The sequence below is a fragment of the Parabacteroides sp. merdae-related_45_40 genome, from assembly GCF_001915675.1.
Map to the genome: position 1 here is coordinate 26,715 of NZ_MNQY01000048.1, position 17,307 is coordinate 44,021.

Annotated in this window: 13 protein-coding genes; 12 read left to right on the forward strand and 1 reads right to left on the reverse strand. The window is 42.1% G+C overall.

Annotated elements, in window-relative coordinates; genetic code table 11:
* The first annotated feature begins 526 nt into the window (after positions 1 to 526).
* The 12 genes from BHV83_RS07495 (at position 527) to BHV83_RS07550 (ending at position 14,350) form a co-directional block, all read left to right on the forward strand.
* Positions 527 to 1,663 carry an MraY family glycosyltransferase gene (locus BHV83_RS07495; RefSeq protein ID WP_005641028.1) on the forward strand — a complete coding sequence of 379 codons (1,137 nt, stop codon included), beginning with the start codon at positions 527 to 529 and terminating at the stop codon, positions 1,661 to 1,663.
* A gap of 14 nt (positions 1,664 to 1,677) precedes the next feature.
* Positions 1,678 to 2,886 carry a UDP-N-acetyl-D-mannosamine dehydrogenase gene (gene wecC / locus BHV83_RS07500; RefSeq protein ID WP_122205744.1) on the forward strand — a complete coding sequence of 403 codons (1,209 nt, stop codon included), beginning with the start codon at positions 1,678 to 1,680 and terminating at the stop codon, positions 2,884 to 2,886.
* Between the two features lie 121 nt (positions 2,887 to 3,007).
* Positions 3,008 to 4,426: an MATE family efflux transporter gene (locus BHV83_RS07505; protein WP_227945706.1), complete on the forward strand. Its 1,419-nt coding sequence runs from the start codon at positions 3,008 to 3,010 to the stop codon at positions 4,424 to 4,426.
* Positions 4,427 to 4,428: 2 nt separating this feature from the next.
* Positions 4,429 to 5,403 (forward strand): glycosyltransferase family 4 protein, encoded by a 975-nt coding sequence (locus BHV83_RS07510; protein ID WP_005641031.1) that lies wholly within the window; start codon positions 4,429 to 4,431, stop codon positions 5,401 to 5,403.
* A complete protein-coding gene (locus BHV83_RS07515) occupies positions 5,381 to 6,670 on the forward strand; it encodes an O-antigen ligase family protein (RefSeq protein ID WP_005641032.1) in 1,290 nt (429 codons plus the stop codon). The genes BHV83_RS07510 and BHV83_RS07515 overlap by 23 nt, the downstream gene beginning before the upstream one ends.
* A gap of 79 nt (positions 6,671 to 6,749) precedes the next feature.
* Positions 6,750 to 7,706: a glycosyltransferase family 4 protein gene (locus BHV83_RS07520; protein WP_232305430.1), complete on the forward strand. Its 957-nt coding sequence runs from the start codon at positions 6,750 to 6,752 to the stop codon at positions 7,704 to 7,706.
* A 59-nt stretch (positions 7,707 to 7,765) separates the two neighbouring features.
* Positions 7,766 to 8,671 (forward strand): ATP-grasp fold amidoligase family protein, encoded by a 906-nt coding sequence (locus tag BHV83_RS07525; protein WP_005651250.1) that lies wholly within the window; start codon positions 7,766 to 7,768, stop codon positions 8,669 to 8,671.
* On the forward strand, positions 8,668 to 9,096 hold the full coding sequence (locus BHV83_RS07530) for an acyltransferase (protein ID WP_005641036.1): 429 nt from the start codon (positions 8,668 to 8,670) through the stop codon (positions 9,094 to 9,096). Before BHV83_RS07525 ends, BHV83_RS07530 begins: the two co-directional genes overlap by 4 nt.
* A complete protein-coding gene (locus tag BHV83_RS07535) occupies positions 9,093 to 9,800 on the forward strand; it encodes a WecB/TagA/CpsF family glycosyltransferase (protein ID WP_005641038.1) in 708 nt (235 codons plus the stop codon). The genes BHV83_RS07530 and BHV83_RS07535 overlap by 4 nt, the downstream gene beginning before the upstream one ends.
* A gap of 11 nt (positions 9,801 to 9,811) precedes the next feature.
* Positions 9,812 to 10,810, forward strand: a complete 999-nt coding sequence (wecB, locus tag BHV83_RS07540; protein ID WP_005641040.1) for a non-hydrolyzing UDP-N-acetylglucosamine 2-epimerase — start codon at positions 9,812 to 9,814, stop codon at positions 10,808 to 10,810.
* Entirely contained in the window at positions 10,807 to 13,251 is a 2,445-nt protein-coding gene (locus BHV83_RS07545) for an SLBB domain-containing protein (protein ID WP_005641041.1), read from the forward strand. Before wecB ends, BHV83_RS07545 begins: the two co-directional genes overlap by 4 nt.
* 4 nt (positions 13,252 to 13,255) lie before the next feature.
* Positions 13,256 to 14,350, forward strand: a complete 1,095-nt coding sequence (locus BHV83_RS07550) for a Wzz/FepE/Etk N-terminal domain-containing protein (RefSeq protein WP_005641042.1) — start codon at positions 13,256 to 13,258, stop codon at positions 14,348 to 14,350.
* A gap of 41 nt (positions 14,351 to 14,391) precedes the next feature.
* On the opposite strand, the gene BHV83_RS07555 is transcribed toward BHV83_RS07550, so the two are convergent.
* Positions 14,392 to 17,238 (reverse strand): bifunctional fucokinase/fucose-1-phosphate guanylyltransferase, encoded by a 2,847-nt coding sequence (locus BHV83_RS07555; RefSeq protein ID WP_122205746.1) that lies wholly within the window; start codon positions 17,236 to 17,238, stop codon positions 14,392 to 14,394.
* Positions 17,239 to 17,307 lie beyond the last annotated feature (69 nt).

Here is a 17,307-nt window from a genome sequence, read left to right on the forward strand (position 1 = left end):
TCCATTAAGTAACATGCATGGAGTTTTATATGCACTGGCATGCATTTGCGAATAGACTGGCATGAAATTAAAAATGGATTGGCATGAAAAAGAAGTCGGATAACTGCCAGACAGATGGTTCATGCGAAAGAATGCTTCATTGAATACCGACCTTCACACACTGAGGCGATAGAAGGCCATATAATGCTCTTTCACCACTGCCGAAAACAGCATTTTAGCACTCGCTAAATATTCTTTTCCTTATTAACATACTATAATGCATTCTGCTTAGGAAATGACTTGCGGGCATAGGTTGAATCATAACCCATACCTCTTGTTCTTTTCCGTATTATACAAATCCCATCCCTCCGTATTTTCTCCATTATTTTTAGGAAACGGTTTCTAAAATACCACAATTACAATCAAAAGACAAAACGTTTTATTCCTGCCTCTTGTTACTTCTCAAACTATAAGAATAGTGGACAATCGCCAGAACATATCTAATGTGACTGACGAACTTTGTCACATATAAACCGAAATTTGTTATATGATATACCTATTGATTCTATTGGCCTTCACGATCTCTGCCCTGATGTCGATGATCATTATTCCGAGGATTTTGGTCGTCGCGCTGAAAAAGCGACTTTTCGACATTCCGGACAGTCGGAAGGTACATAAAGAAGCTATCCCGAGGCTGGGAGGATTGTCTTTCGCCCCGTCAATCCTGTTCTCCCTCTCATTTGTTTCCGCACTCTATTGCGCGGAATATATGCACAGACAGCAAATACCGCTATGGTTACTCACACATACTCTTTCAGAATTCTACCTGTTGGTCTGCGGGGTGATCTTGCTCTACCTCGCCGGGCTGAAAGACGATCTAGTGGGAATGCGTTATACAAAGAAGTTCATGGTACAGCTTGTGGCAGCCTTGCTCCTGCCATTGTCGGGACTATGGATCAACAATCTCTACGGGTTATTCGGAATACACGAACTGGCATCATGGATCGGTATTCCGCTTACTATCCTCGTAATTGTATTTATCACCAATGCCATCAACCTGATCGACGGAATCGACGGATTGGCTTCAGGGCTGACTGGCTCGGCATTACTCGTGCTTGGCAGTCTATTCTTGATTAACGGAATGTGGATATACGCCCTGCTGTCGTTCGCGACTCTTGGAGTGCTGGTGCCTTTCTTCTATTACAACGTCTTCGGACAGGCTGATCACGGGAGGAAAATATTCATGGGTGACACGGGGAGCTTGACATTGGGCTATATTCTGGTATTCCTCGCCATCCGCTATGCATCTTACAATCCGGATGTTGCACACTATTCCGCCGGTGCCATCGTGGTCGCCTTCTCGACACTGATCGTACCGATGTTCGATGTTGTGCGCGTAATGATCGTACGGGCACGCAGCCATCGGTCACTATTCAAACCGGACCGTAATCACATCCACCATAAGTTCCTCGATATGGGGATGAGCGCACACAAGGCGATGATCAGTATCGTCGTAATCGCCAGTCTATTCAGTAGTCTCAATATCTTACTCGTGTCGTTCGTGAATATCAATATCGTATTTGCCGGCGACATCGTGATCTGGGTGATATTAAGCATTTGGTTTGAAAAGGCCGGAAACAAAAAAGAATTTTTAAACGGAAAAGAGTGGGTTAAACGAATTTAGAAAAAATACAAATAATGAAAGCATGTTTTATGGGATTGGGCTATATCGGCCTACCTACAGCTATTATCACAGCCGGAAGCGGCATTCAAGTTATCGGAGTCGACGTAAATCCGAAAGTAGTGGAAATGACAAACCGAGGTATTATCCATATTGTGGAACCTGGATTACAGGAGTTGTGTTCGAAAGTCATGGAATTCGGTAAGCTGAAAGCATCGGATGTTCCGGAAGAAAGCGATGTATACCTGATCGTCGTACCAACTCCGTTCAAAGGAAATCATGAACCGGACATTTCATATGTCGAAGCCGCTACACGTATGGTCGCACCTTTTCTTAAGAAAGGGGACCTTTTCGTCATTGAATCGACTTCACCTGTCGGGACCACCGAAAAGATGGCAAATCTGCTCTACGCTTTGCGTCCGGAACTGGAAGGAAAAATATATATCGCTTATTGTCCGGAGCGCGTTTTACCAGGCAATGTCATCTACGAACTGATGCAGAACGACCGGGTCATCGGAGGAATCAACTCCGAATCAACTGAAAAGGCGATACAATTCTATCGCCACTTCGTCAGAGGGACACTCCACCGGACAAACGCTCGGACAGCGGAGATGTGCAAACTGACGGAAAATTCGTCACGTGACGTCCAAATAGCTTTTGCCAACGAACTGTCGCTGATCTGCGACAAGGCAGGTATCAACGTTTGGGAACTGATCGAACTCGCCAACAAACATCCGCGTGTCAACATTCTGCAACCAGGTTCGGGCGTGGGAGGACATTGCATCGCCGTAGATCCTTATTTCCTGACATCCGAATTTCCCTACGAGTCGCAACTTATCTCGAAAGCACGCGAAATCAATAATTACAAAGCATTCTGGTGCGCCGAAAAAATCGAAAACGCCATCCTCCGCTTCTTCCTTGAGCATCATCGTAAACCAGTAGTAGCTCTGATGGGCCTTTCTTTTAAGCCTGATATCGACGACTTGCGCGAATCACCAGCCAAATACATCACCTCGAAAGTTCTCCAACGTTCAGCCGATACCGACATCCTAATCGTCGAACCCAACGTTCACGAACATCCAGTCTTCAAACTGACCGACTACAAATCCGCCTACACCCGCGCCGACATCGTCGCCTTCCTCGTCTCCCACAAAGAATTCAAAACATTACCTCACAACGAAGAAAAAGTGATATTGGATTTTTGCGGGGTGTTTAAGAAATTATAGAATAAAAAGTATGTCTCACAATACGAACAAACGGATAGCTCAAAATACATTATTCTTATATTTCAGGACACTAGTCATCCTATTAGTATCACTTTACACATCCAGAGTCGTTTTAAATGTTTTGGGAATTGATGATTATGGCATATACAACGTAGTAGGTGGCATTGTATTAATGTTCCAGTTTCTAAATGTGGGAATGATTGATGTTTCTCAACGGTTTCTCACCTACGAATTAGGGAAAAATGATGGACAACAACTGCAAAAAGTTTTTTCCACATCTCTTATCATTCACCTGATTATTATTTTTTTCCTACTTATATTAGCAGAAACAGTAGGTCTATGGTTTCTCAATCATAAAATGAATATACCAACTTCAAGAATAATTGCTGCAAATTGGGTGTTCCAATTCTCAATCCTGACATTCATTATTAAAATATTCAGCGTTCCCTATAATGCCAGTATAGTAGCCCATGAACATATGAAAGTATATGCCTATGTAAGTATACTTGAAGTTATATTACAATTAGCGATTGTTTTTTTGTTGAAGGGCTCAGCGTCAGATAAACTAATTTTATATGCAATCTTAATGTCTTTCGTCACTTTATTGATAAGCATCATGTATACTTTATATTGCAAAAAGTATTTTAAAGAATGTAAGTTTCGAAATGACATAGATAAACAATTACTACATAAAATGTTAAGCTTTGCCGGATGGAGCTTTTTAGGTAACATCGGATATTCACTCAAAATGCAAGGAATAAATATACTAATCAATCTATTTTTCGGACCTGCAGTAAACGCTGCACGTGGTGTAGCCTATCAAGTAAATGCCGGAATTTATAATTTTGTATCAAACTTCCAAATTGCAATGAAACCGCAAATAACTAAACGATATGCAATGGGAGATACAAATTCAATGATGGTATTAGTACATAATAGTTCCCGTTATTCATTTTTCCTCTTACTGTATTTAACATTACCTGTACTTATCAAAACTCCTTATATATTACATCTTTGGCTAGGTATTGTACCAGAATATACTGTCATGTTTTTACGATTGGTATTGATTGTAACTTTAATAAACAGTATAACTGGACCTGTAGCCACTGCTATACAAGCAAAAGGAAAAATAAAACTATTTCAAACCATAATTTTAGGGATTACATTGCTGGATATACCAATATCCTATATTGTATTAAAATCCGGATATCCACCTTATACAGTCATGTATATATCTATCCTGACAGAACTCATTGCTTTAATAGCACGAATATGGATACTTAATGCATTAATACCTATGCATATTTCCAACTTCATCATAGAAGTGATTGGTCGAAGTCTCTTAGTCTTCATACTTGCAGCTATTATTCCGACAGGGCTGTCCCAATATATTCCTGACACATTCACCGGATTTATACTTATATGTATTATTACTGTAAGTTCAACCACCATCGTACTATTGACAGTCGGACTAAAGACGGCTGAGCGTTCTCTTATTTACAAAAAAGCAATTCGTACCATTCAAACTACAAAATCATAACAATGTGTTCAAAGGCCTTATTTTTACGTAAAAAGTCGACAGGACTTAACAGTATAGAAGAACTGGCATATTCGCTTGCATCCCGAATATCAGGATTAAAAGTTATTACTTTGCCTGAACACGGAAATACCTGGAAAGGAATCATTCGAAATATTAGGTTCGCTCAAAAACACCAAGGAGATATCAATCACATTTTTTCACCTGAAATAGCTTATATCTCTCTATTTTTAAAAGGTAATGTAATTCTCACTTGGCATGATACAGGAACTCTATTACAATCATCATCTTTCCTAAAGCGATTTATTAGAAAATGGTTCTGGTTCATTCTGCCTAATCATTTTGCCAAACATATCACCTGTATTTCCCAATATACAGCGAATGAAATCAAACAGATAACTCCAAGAGTAAAAAATAAAATCAGCATTGTCTATAATCCCTATAATGAAGTTATTCATTTTCACCCAAAAGAATTCCGAAAAGAAAATCCTCATATCCTCCATATTGGAACAGGCATGCGCAAAAATCTGCTACGCACAATAAAAGCATTACGCAATATACCCTGTACACTAATCATTGTAGGGATTTTAAAACAAGAACATATAGAGCAATTAAAAAAGAATCATATCCAATATAAAAATTATTTGGATATTCCCTTTCAAAATATCATTAGATTATACCAAGAATGTGACATCGTCAGTTTTCCTTCTTTATATGAAGGTTTTGGAATGCCTATAATAGAGGCCAATGCTACTGGAAGAGTTTTACTAACCAGTAAAATAACTTCTATCCCAGAAATAGCAGCAAATACAGCTCACTATATCAATCCTTATGATGTAAGCTCCATTAGAAAAGGATTTCAAAAACTTATCTCAGATGATAAATATAGGGAAAAATTAATTTTACGAGGCATTGCAAATGCCAAGAGGTTTACAATTAAACACATAACGGAAGAATATGAAAACATTTACAATAGCTAAGCCTATCTCCATAAGCATAGACAACTTCTATATACAAGTACTTCCTTTTATATTATTTTTCATTTCTATTTTTTTTGACTCAGCAAATGGATACATCCAGGAATTTAAAGGAGTGCATTTACCAATCGGAATAGCTTTTAGAGGATTCATATTATGCCTAACTATGAAGTTTTTACTAAAAAATTTAAGCACATTATTAACTCTCTTATTTTGGATTATTACAATCCTAATTTCAATGGCATTTGCTATTTGGTCTTTTACAGGAAAATATATAGATGCAGCAATGGACATAGACTATCTATTCAAGTTTGTCTACACCTTCTGCATCCTTTTTTATTTTTATTATTACCGTAAAATATTCAGCCTTGAGAAATTAATCAGACTTGTTGTTTATACAACTTCACTTATAGGTGCAATTAATATATTCTCTATGATTACACAAACCGGGATTCTTTCATACAGTGATAAATTTGGATTCGGATACTCTGGATATTACGCAGACGGCAATGCATTGGGAGTATATATGGTTCTAGCTGTATTACTTTGTATTTGGTATTCCTTTTACAAACGGAATGTATTTTATTTTTTACTGACATTTATTGCATCAGTCGGAACAATTCTTATCGGTTCTCGTGTCGGTATTATTGGAATTCTGACAGATTGGGGACTTTTCTTAGGCTATTTCTTTTTTTTCAAAGACAGCCTTATTCGGCTCCGATGGCAAACCCGGATACTTATAATATTTTGTATGTCAATCGCTATCGTATATTCTGCTATCATAACATATGAAACTATTATTCAATATGATAATTTTACACTTGAACGCTTTTCAGCTAATTCGTTAGTATCATCAAGAGAGCAATTGATCAATACCGGTAAACAAGTTATTTCTGAATTCAACTTAACAGAGGTTCTTTTGGGTAAGGGTATTTCAGGAGGACGATTTGCTGTAGCAAGCATATACGACCCAGAAGAAAAAGTAAAAAATATAGAATCTGATTTTTACGATATCATATTATCCTTCGGATTTGTTCTGGGAGGGCTTATCATCCTTGCACAACTTTTTTTAGTATTCCAGTTCATCCGACCTTTTTTTATAAAAAGAAGTCGGAATTCTTTATCATTTATAACAAGTATAGGAAGTATACTATGGTTAGGAATCGCCTATACAGCAGGACATGCTTTTTTTTCAACTCAATTAGCTCCACTGTTAGGAGTTTACTGGGTAATTAGTAATCATCTTTATTTTAATCATGATATCCAATAAAAGTAAAAATATCCTAACTATAGGAACTGACACAAACGGCAAAGGAGGGATTGCAATCCTCATACAATCTTATTCAAAGATGTTCAAGAAATTTAATTTCATTGCTTCACATCAAGAAGGAAATCTGTTTAAGAAAACAGCATTAAGCATATCTGCCTTATTACGATGTTGCTATTATTGTATATTCAAGCCAATCCGAATTGTGCATATACATACAGCATCATTTACTGATTTTTATCGTCAATCGATTTATGTATTTTGTGCTAAAGTTTTCAGAAAAAAAGTCATTTTACATATACATGGAGCAAAATTTGAACAATTCTACGAGAATCACCGATCTTTTGTTCGATTTGTCTGCCATAAAGCAGATGTATTGGTGACTGTTTCTAATTATTTTATCGATTATTTAAAAGAACAAAAACTCAATAATAATATTTTTCTCCTTCCCAATGTCACCTATAAGCCCAGTGTTGGTCCCATTAAAAAGAACGACCAAAAGCTCCATCTTCTTTTCATTGGAGCCATAGATAGTAGAAAAGGAATATTTGATGTATTAGAATGTTTTGCGAAAAACAAAGAAATGTTGCAAAACAAAATTATCTACCATATTGGAGGTACAGGAGATACAAAAACTATGAATGAATTCATACAGCAACATCAACTTTCTTCTTTTATCAAATACCATGGATGGGTAGACAATGAAAGAAAAGAAAAATTATTCCGAACTGCTGACATATTTGTCCATCCTTCTATTTTTGAATCATTTGGTATATCCATTCTTGAAGCCATGTCCTACCAACTGCCCATAATTGCAACACCAGTTGGAGGTATTACAGATCTTGTTGAAAACAATGTTAACGGTATTCTTATTGAACCTGGAAATAAGAAACAACTTTACGAAGCAATCCTATTTTTAATCGATCATCCAGAATATCTTTCAGAAATGGGACATCAATCTGGAAAGAAAGCAGAAAAATTCTATCCTCCAGCAATAGAAAAACAATTGGATCATCTATATCAATCATTAGAAAAATAGAACTACATTTTTCTAAATTCAATCTATAATTCAACATATATTAATCAATAAAAATTCATATGAATATTTTTATCAAGTCAGTTCTTATAAAAGCTGCAACTCCATTCTCCCCTTTATTAAAGAAATTTCCCAATATAATTTGGAAGATCAGATATTGTAAAGATTATAAAAAGTTCCCCAATTTAAAGAAGCCACAGTCATTTATGGAAAAAATTCTATGGCTATCACTTTATTCTGACACTTCTATGTGGAGTAAATTAGCCGACAAATACAGAGTAAGAGAATATGTGATTGATAGATGCGGAGAACAATATGTAAACAAAATTTATGGTATATACAATTCAGCTATAGAAATCGACTATAGCCTATTGCCTAAATCCTTTGTATTAAAAACGACAAATAGCTGTGCAACAAATATTATAGTAAAGGATAAAAATATCCTAAATATAAAAGAGACAAATCATAAATTAAATAAATGGTTAAAATTTCCATATGGAGAATTAACCGGACAATTGCATTATACACAGATAGAACCTCTTATTATTGCAGAAAAATTTATGGAGCAGACAAAAAAAAGCGAACAATCACTCATCGATTACAAATTTTTTTGCTTTAATGGAGTTCCTAAATATGTCGTTATTTATTCAGACAGGGAAGAAAACACACATAATTATTCGGTTATGGTTTATGACATGGATTGGAATGCCTATCCTGAATTTGTAAATTCTCGCTGTCCGATATCAGATATAATTCCTCGTCCAAGCGCATTAGAAGAAATGATATCAATTGCTTCACGTTTATCTGAACCCTTTCCTTTCGTTAGAGTAGATTTATATCTTATCAACGGATCCCCTATCTTTGGAGAAATGACTTTTACTCCAGACGTCATCAGTAATATTACCCCAGAACTGACAGATCAAATGAGTAAATGGATTGACATCACCAGTTTAAAACAGCAACTATGATAGTAAAAATCAGAGAAATAATCAGAGACTGTATCACCTTCGGGATGCATTTTATTTATACACGAATCTATCAAATGAATATTGATAAAAGCGCAAAACTCTCATTTGGTGCCAAACTCGATAAAAGTAATCCCAAAGGAGTACACATTGGAGAAGAAAGCTTCATTGCATCTGGAGCTGTTATTTTAGCTCATGACTTTTCCAAACCTGCTAAAGCCGACACCTACATTGGTAAACGTTGCTTTATTGGCGTAAATGCGATCATCATGTGTGGAGTAAAAGTTAACGATAACGTAATTGTCGGAAGCGGATCTGTCGTTACAAAAGATATACCTGCCAACTGCATCGTAGCCGGTAATCCTGCCAGAATAATCAAAGAAGGTATTCAGACCAAAAAATTCGGACAATTAATGCAACAATCATGAACGACAACAGAATACAACTAAACGGAATAAAAGTCCACCCCTTTCCCTCAGATTCCAGTTTGCTGGAATATGTGGAGGAACATAAAGGGATATTAGTAGCGATAAATGCGGAGAAGATACTGCATGCGAACGAGCAAATACAAAATATTGTGAACAGGAATATTGGATATTGCGATGGCATAGGAGCAGTTATGGCAGTGCGGCAGCACGGAGCCGTGGATGCCGTCAAGATCGCGGGATGCGAACTGTGGTTGAAGATTATAACAGCTCTGTATCAAAAAGAAAAAACCTTCTACTTGGTCGGGAGTAAACAGCCCGTAATAGAGAAGACCATCTCCCGATTGAAAGAAGACTTTCCCGGAATACAGATAACGGGGTACCGTAACGGATACATACAAACAGAGACAGAACAGGAAGAACTGATCGAAGACATCAAGACAAAACAGCCGGATGTCATATTCGTTGCAATGGGATCACCCAAACAAGAGTTATTGATGGAAAAAATGTATCAGGCACATCCCGCAATTTACCAAGGATTAGGAGGAAGTTTCGACGTCTATACAGGGAACGTGAAACGAGCACCCGAATGGTGGATAAAGCACAATCTCGAATTTGCATACCGCCTATTGAAACAACCTTCGCGCATCAAACGACAAATACATTTAATCAAATTCTTGATACTGGTCAAGACTGGAAAAATCTAAACAGAAACAACATGAAGAAAATAATGCTCGTCTTCGGAACCCGTCCTGAAGCAATTAAAATGGCACCATTAGTAAAAGCTTTCCAACAGAAAAAAAATAAATTTGAAACCATCGTCTGTGTTACCGGACAACACAGGAAAATGCTGGACCAAGTCCTAAAGCTTTTTAATATCCGACCCGATTACGATCTCAACATAATGAGGCAAGGACAGGACCTATACGATATAACAGCCCGGGTACTGACAGGAATGAGAGGAGTTCTGCAGGAAGCGAAACCAGATATCGTCCTGGTCCATGGAGATACCACAACTTCGACAGCTTCAGCACTCGCGGCCTTCTACCAACAAATACCGGTCGGTCATGTAGAAGCAGGGTTACGCACGCACAACATCTACAGTCCTTGGCCGGAAGAAATGAATACCCTACTTAAGCAACTTGACACCGAACTGATGTCTGCAGGTTATGAAACAACTCCACTTGCCGAACAAAACAGCCGCAAACTGGTTTTAATAACAGGTCATCGCCGGGAAAACTTCGGCGATGGATTTATCCAAATATGCCGGGCAATAAAGACTCTGGCAGAGCAGTATGCGGAGGTAGACTTTGTCTACCCTATGCACTTGAACCCAAATGTAAGGAAGCCCATTCACGAAATATTCGGAAATGCTTATCTCCCTAACCTGTTCTTTATAGAGCCTTTGGAGTATCTTCCTTTCGTCTATCTAATGGAGAAGTCGACACTTGTCCTAACCGATAGCGGAGGCATACAAGAAGAGGCTCCGGGTTTGGGAAAACCGGTGCTTGTCATGCGTGACACAACAGAACGGCCGGAAGCACTTGACGCAGGAACAGTGAAGTTAGTAGGAACAGATTACGCCCGGATTGTAACTGAAGTGTCCCACTTACTGGATGACAATACCTATTATAACCGTATGAGCCAAGCAGTAAACCCCTATGGAGACGGAACTGCAAGCCAACGAATCGTTCAAACAATAGAAAAAGTAATATGAAAAATCTTGACAAAAAACAAGCTGTATTATGCCATCGAAAGCCGTTAGGTCGTCAAAGGACAAGACAACGGTATCTGCCACAATGTATCATTGGATTCCTGCTCCTGCTAATATCAATTGCCATACAGGCACAAATCCCACAGGAATTAATTGATAAAGCCCGTGCTGCCGGGATGACAGAGGAACAAATACAAAGAGAAATAGCCAAACACAGGACAGAACAAACCGGTATCAACCAAATCATTAAGCCTGCTACAGAAAATACCGTATCCGACCGTTCCCATCCTACTCAGCAAGCACTACTCCCACTGACGGAGCAACGCGACGAACATAAACCGAAGCAGCCTTTGGAAAATATTGTTTTTGGGCGTGAGATCTTTTCCGATAAGAATTTGACATTCGAACCGGATCTGAATATGCCGACGCCTAAAAATTATGTTCTATCAGCAGGAGACGAGTTGCTGATCAATGTATGGGGAGATTCGGAACTGAACTTGAAACTCAGTATTTCTCCCGACGGAACGATCTTGATCCCCAATGTCGGTCCCGTATCCCTAAGCGGACTGACTATCGAGGCGGCAGAGAATCGCATCCGGCAGGAATTGGGTAAAATCATGGCAACGCTTGACGGCAGTCAACCTAACACATTCGTTTCTGTCGGACTGGGGCAAATTCGCAGCATTAAAGTCAATATTGTCGGCGAAGCCGTCGCACCCGGGACCTATACACTCTCATCTCTCGCCACGCTTTTCAACGCCCTTTATGCAGCAGGAGGAGTAAACGATATCGGATCACTGAGAAACATAAAAGTATACCGGAACAGCAAAGAGATCGCCAGCCTCGATGTATACGACTATCTGCTGAATGGTAAATATGAAACGAATATACGTCTGGAAGACAACGACATGATCATTATCGGTCCCTACGAACAGCTTGTCACCGCCGGTGGTAAAGTGAAAAGAGACCGTACATACGAACTTCGACGAGGAGAGACACTTGCCGACCTGCTCGACATGGCAGGTGGTTTTACAGGAGATGCCTACACTGGCAGTATACGAGTGAAACGCAAAGCCGGCGACCGCTACAAGATTGCCACAGTTAACGAAGAACAATTCCAAACATTTGTGCTGCAAGACGGCGATTCGCTGATGGTGGATTCAGTCATCCCCTACTACGATAACCGAATTATCATTTCCGGTGCAGTCTGGCGTCCTGGCGAATATGAGTTGAGTCCGGACGTACATACTGTCAAACAATTGATAGAACAGGCTTCGGGACTTAAAGGAGACGAATTTGTAGGACGCGCACAGATCACAAGGCTCAACCCAGACTTCACCAGTTCGGTTATCGCCATCAATATTGTAGACATTTTGAACGGGAAGGTTCCTGACATCGAACTACAGAAGGAGGACCAACTATATATCCCTTCCCTGTTTGACCTCCATGAACCTTATACCGTCAAAGTGAGCGGAGCAGTCAACGCTCCCGATACCGTATTGCCCTTCCGCAAGAATCTGACAGTAGAGGATGTTATCGTCCTCGCCGGCGGCCTGCGCGAAGCAGCCTCAATCATCAACGTAGAAGTGGCACGACGGCTCAAAGATCCGTCCGCCACCCGGAGCAGTAACCAGACAGCCGAGACATTTAACTTCACCCTCGACGAAGGACTGGCAGTAACCTCCGGCGATACGCTTTTCACCCTCGAACCATTCGACGAAGTATTCGTCCGTTTCTCACCTGGTTACCAAAAGCAACAAGTAGTGAAAGTCGGAGGCGAGATTACTTTTGCCGGCAACTATACTTTAAAGAAAAAGAATACGCGTTTAAGCGAACTGATTGCACAATCGGGCGGCATCACTCCAGACGCCTATGTGCGGGGAGCCAGTCTAAAACGTAAACTGACGACAGATGAGTTGCGCCAAATCGAAACTCTCTTACAATTGAGTAACAATAGCAAGCAAAGTCGTGACTCGATCTCCGTTTCGCTTGCCAACCTGAAGGAGTATCCCGTAGGCATCGACCTACAAAAAGCGCTCGCCCATCCGGGAAGTGCCGACGACCTAGTGTTACGCGACGGAGATGTGCTTTACATCCCCCAACAGCAAAGTACGGTGAAGGTGAGCGGTTCCGTTACCTATCCTAACAGTGTGACCTATACAAAAGGAATGGACGTCCGTGACTGTCTCTCACAGGCTGGCGGCTACAACGACATTGCCCGCAAATATCCCATCGTTATCTACATGAACGGAAAAGTGGCGACCACACAACGTAAAATGATTTTCTTCAAACGTTACCCCAAAGTCGAGCCTGGCTGCGAAATCGTAGTCCCCGCCAAGACACAACGCGACCGCCGAGCAAGCCTGGCAGAAATCATGAGTGTCGGCAGTTCCGTCACCTCAATGGCAGCAATGATAACATCAATGATCAATCTTTTAAAGTAAATAAATGGACAAAAACAATCATACCCCATCGTCTCCACAATCGGAGATCGATTTGATCGCCCTCTCCGGCTACCTGTGGAAAAAACGACGTTTCTTCATAAAATGCTGCGGAATTGCAACAGTGGCGGGACTCATCATTGCTTTCAGCATACCCAAAGAATTCACCACAACGGTGAAACTGGCTCCCGAAACCACCGATGCCACAAGCAAGATGAGCAACCTCGGCGGACTGGCAGCCATGGCAGGAATAGACCTCGGTTCAGCCTCCGGCCAGGATGCTTTGTCACCCAACCTCTATCCTGATATTGTGCACAGTACACCTTTTCTGTTGGAGCTCTTTCCCGAAAAGGTAACCGACAAGGAGAAAAAGTACACGACTACTCTATATGATTACATAGCCGGCCATCAGCGCTTCGCTTGGTGGAGCATCCTTATGAAAGCGCCCCTAAAAGGAATAGCAGCCCTCCGTTCGTTCTTCTCCGGTAACGAAGAGAACGATGGAGATCTCAATCCCTTCCAACTCACCCACAAGCAAGAGGATGTACTGAAAAACCTACGCCAGCGCATCACCGTCTATGTCGATAAAAAAACACAAGTCGTTACTCTCGGTGTCAGCATGCAAGACCCGCTGATCTCAGCAGACGTGGCGCACAGTATCGTGATAAAGTTACAGACCTATATCACACATTACCGGACGCAGAAAGCAAAGAAAGATCTGGAATTTACAGAAAAAGTGCTAAAAGAATCCCGCAGTGCCTATTACAAAGCACAGCAGGCTTATGCAGCTTTTGAAGACGGTAACAAGAACATTATCTCCGCCAGTTACCGCACCGAGCAAGAGCGTTTACGCAACGAAATGACTCTTACGTTCAATGTATATAACACGTTAGCGCAAAAGCTCGAACAGGATAAACTCCGAGTACAGGAACAGACACCGGTCTACACCATTATCGAACCGGCAACTGTTCCTCTCAAAGCTTCCTCTCCCAAGAAATTACTGATTTTGGTAGCATTCATCTTCCTCGCTTTCATCGGGGGATGCGGATATCTGATCATCAAGGAATATGCAATCCCTCCGTCGCCGAGATCTGAAACGTAATCCGAAAATCGCAATCCAGAATCCGGATTGCGATTTTCGGATTACGATCTACTCACCTGCAATCCCTTATCCGACAAGCTCATTTCGACAAAACGGGCATTGTCATTCTGCGGATCTGCCGTGAGAAGGCGGCGGATCTGCAAAGAGGCTTCCGGGTCTTTGGCTACGATATAAAGATAGCCACCTCCGCCAGCACCAGGAAGTTTATAGCCTAATGCATAATCCTTGATGCGAGAAATGAGCCGTTCCACAGCAGGCGGATTTGTCCCGGCATCAAGTGCCTTGTTTTGTTCCCAACTCTTACCGACCAATCGCCCGTATGAAGCGAAATCACCCCTAAGGATTGCCTCGTACATATCCAATGCATGCACTTTCATTTCAGAAAGCAGACGAAGATGGGAACCACTGTTCAAGAACATTCCACGTACGATTTCAGCAAGAATATCCTTCGCCGTACGGGTAATTCCCGTGTAGTAAAGCAAGTGGCAGACACGATACTCCGGTTCGGTAAAAAGATATTCCGGAAGCCAGCGCACCGACGGATTCTGGTGGAAACCCTCACCCGTCTGCAATAGTTTCAATCCATGTAACACCCCTCCATACTGATCTTGCCAGCCTCCTCCGGTCGTGAGCAACTGCTCAAGGATCAGCGTCCGGTTACCAATCTCGTTCTTATCCCACGCCAAGCCACAAAAATCCGACAATGCACCCAATACCGTAGCCGCAAGAATCGAACTGGTTCCCAGGCCAGAACCGGCAGGAATCGCAGCCAACAACGTCACTTCCAACCCGCATCCGAATGCTTTCAGTTGCTCTTCCAACGAAACATAGCAGCCTGCTGAGAATTCGGGTATAAACCCGGCCAAAGCCAACGCCGCTTTCGGGATGGAGAAAGGAGAGCCGACCTTGTTGAAATCACGCAGTTCGTCCCAAGTCGAAATGCACTCCATCGCCCCGATATCGATGGAACGAAGAATGATACGAAACTCACGAGTCGGTTTCACATAAACCTGCAAAGGTGGTTGACCGTTCAACTCGATCGCCACGTTCACGACATTACCACCGGCATACATGCAGTAAGGGGGGGTATCCGTCCATCCTCCAGCCAAGTCGATACGCACGGGACTGCGCCCCCAAACAATCTGATCGCGATAGACATTAAGACGAGGCATCTGTTTCTCATCAGCAATCGTATTGATCAAACCTTCACGCAACAACGAGAATGCCTGCTGCTGTTCCACCATGCCCCGTTCATCTCCTGAAAGTTGCAGCACACAGGCACGAAACATATGGTCATGCACACGCTTCATCAGCGGAGCATCCGCTGGTAAACCCTTAGGCAACATAATTCCTCCGGCAACAAATTCGGAGGCAGCATCCGCCAGATCCAACTGATAGAAAATACTTTTGTCATGATTGGCAGCAAGCATCGACCAGTTTTTCTTCCTGAACGCTTCGCGCTGGGCAAACAGGCGGCGGAGATTTGCACAATCAGAAAGCCTGTTTGCAGACATCTTTTCAGTTACTTCCCACACCTTGCGTCCTTCATCCAGATAAGGTTCAGATACCATCCAACGTAACACAGCCCCCAACTCGTCCATACTCCGGCAGACAGGGAATAAGGCCGCATTCTGTATGTCGGCACAGACCGGCAAATTGATACCCCGCTCCGCAGACCATTCCACTATGGGACGCCCCATAAAAAGAGTAGATTCATTCGCCGTATTTCCTTTGAAAGTATCATTGAAACCATACGGGCGTGCCACCCATCCTTCATCACCGACAGGCACGACATCAATGCACACACCGGAAGGAACGTGTAACTCCCAATCGTTCACCGGAACACCCGTAATCACATGCCGATCGGCAAGCGTCCATCGTTTCCCGACAAAACTGTTTTCGACCCACAGTTCTGAATTATCAGAGGTCAGCGAACAAAAAACTTCGGCATTCTGAACAAACATGGCAGGATGTGGTTTCACCTTACGCTGCATGATCGCCCGCTGGTCACGCACAAGATTCTGCACCGACAACGTCGAAGAAATCAGCTCCCGGCTTGTACCATAATGATAGAACTCACCACCCGGCAAAGGCAAGATAGCGACAGTCAACGCATTCAGTTCTTCGTCAGTTATACGTGGATGCCCCCCAAGAGCAAGACCAAACTCAGAATACAGGTCATATTCCTTCATCTGTTTCCCATCCGATTCGTAGGAATGCTTCATCAGGAGTTCCACCGCCCGGTCACTGAGCAGCCAGACACCTATATCCATCAGGAAGAGATGCGTCCCCGCCAGCCGTCCCAACTCATCGAGAGTGGGTTTTTGAAGCATGAAATCGAGCTGGTCAGGAGATTTGCGGTCCGACACGAAGACCCCGTGGCGAGTGGCGAGTGCAGGATCCACCCACAAACCATAACAGACAACATCAGCCTCAGGAATCTCTTGCAACGGCTCGCTGTTACGCAGATAAACATCGCCACTGGCAATCAGCGTATGCAGCGAATCCGGCGCCTTGCGCATGATCTCCTCATACAACGGAAGTTGAAGCGAAAGGAGGTTCTGAGATAATTTCTGTCCCCTCGCCCACCGGAACACCGGAATCGGTGTCAATATCTTGCCCGAAGGTGCATATCCCGGTAAACGTCGGCTCTGCCCTCCGGCATGCAATAAAATCCGCTTTTCACGCGCCAGCCATTCTCCTGTCGACAACGTTCCAGCAGTATCGTCATCCCGGCGGCAAGCCTCAAGTAACCAAGTTGTTCCTCCACCCGATCCCAGACGGGCACCTATAGGATCAGACGTACAAAACCAGTCTGCCGGATCGGCATTAGCTATCTCGTGAAAACTGCCAACCAAGTTAGGCGGCAGCGACAATAATTTCTTCATATCCTACTATTCTTTCCGGCAAATGTACTCCTTTCCCCTTTCACTGCGTAAAATTTAATTTAATTTTTA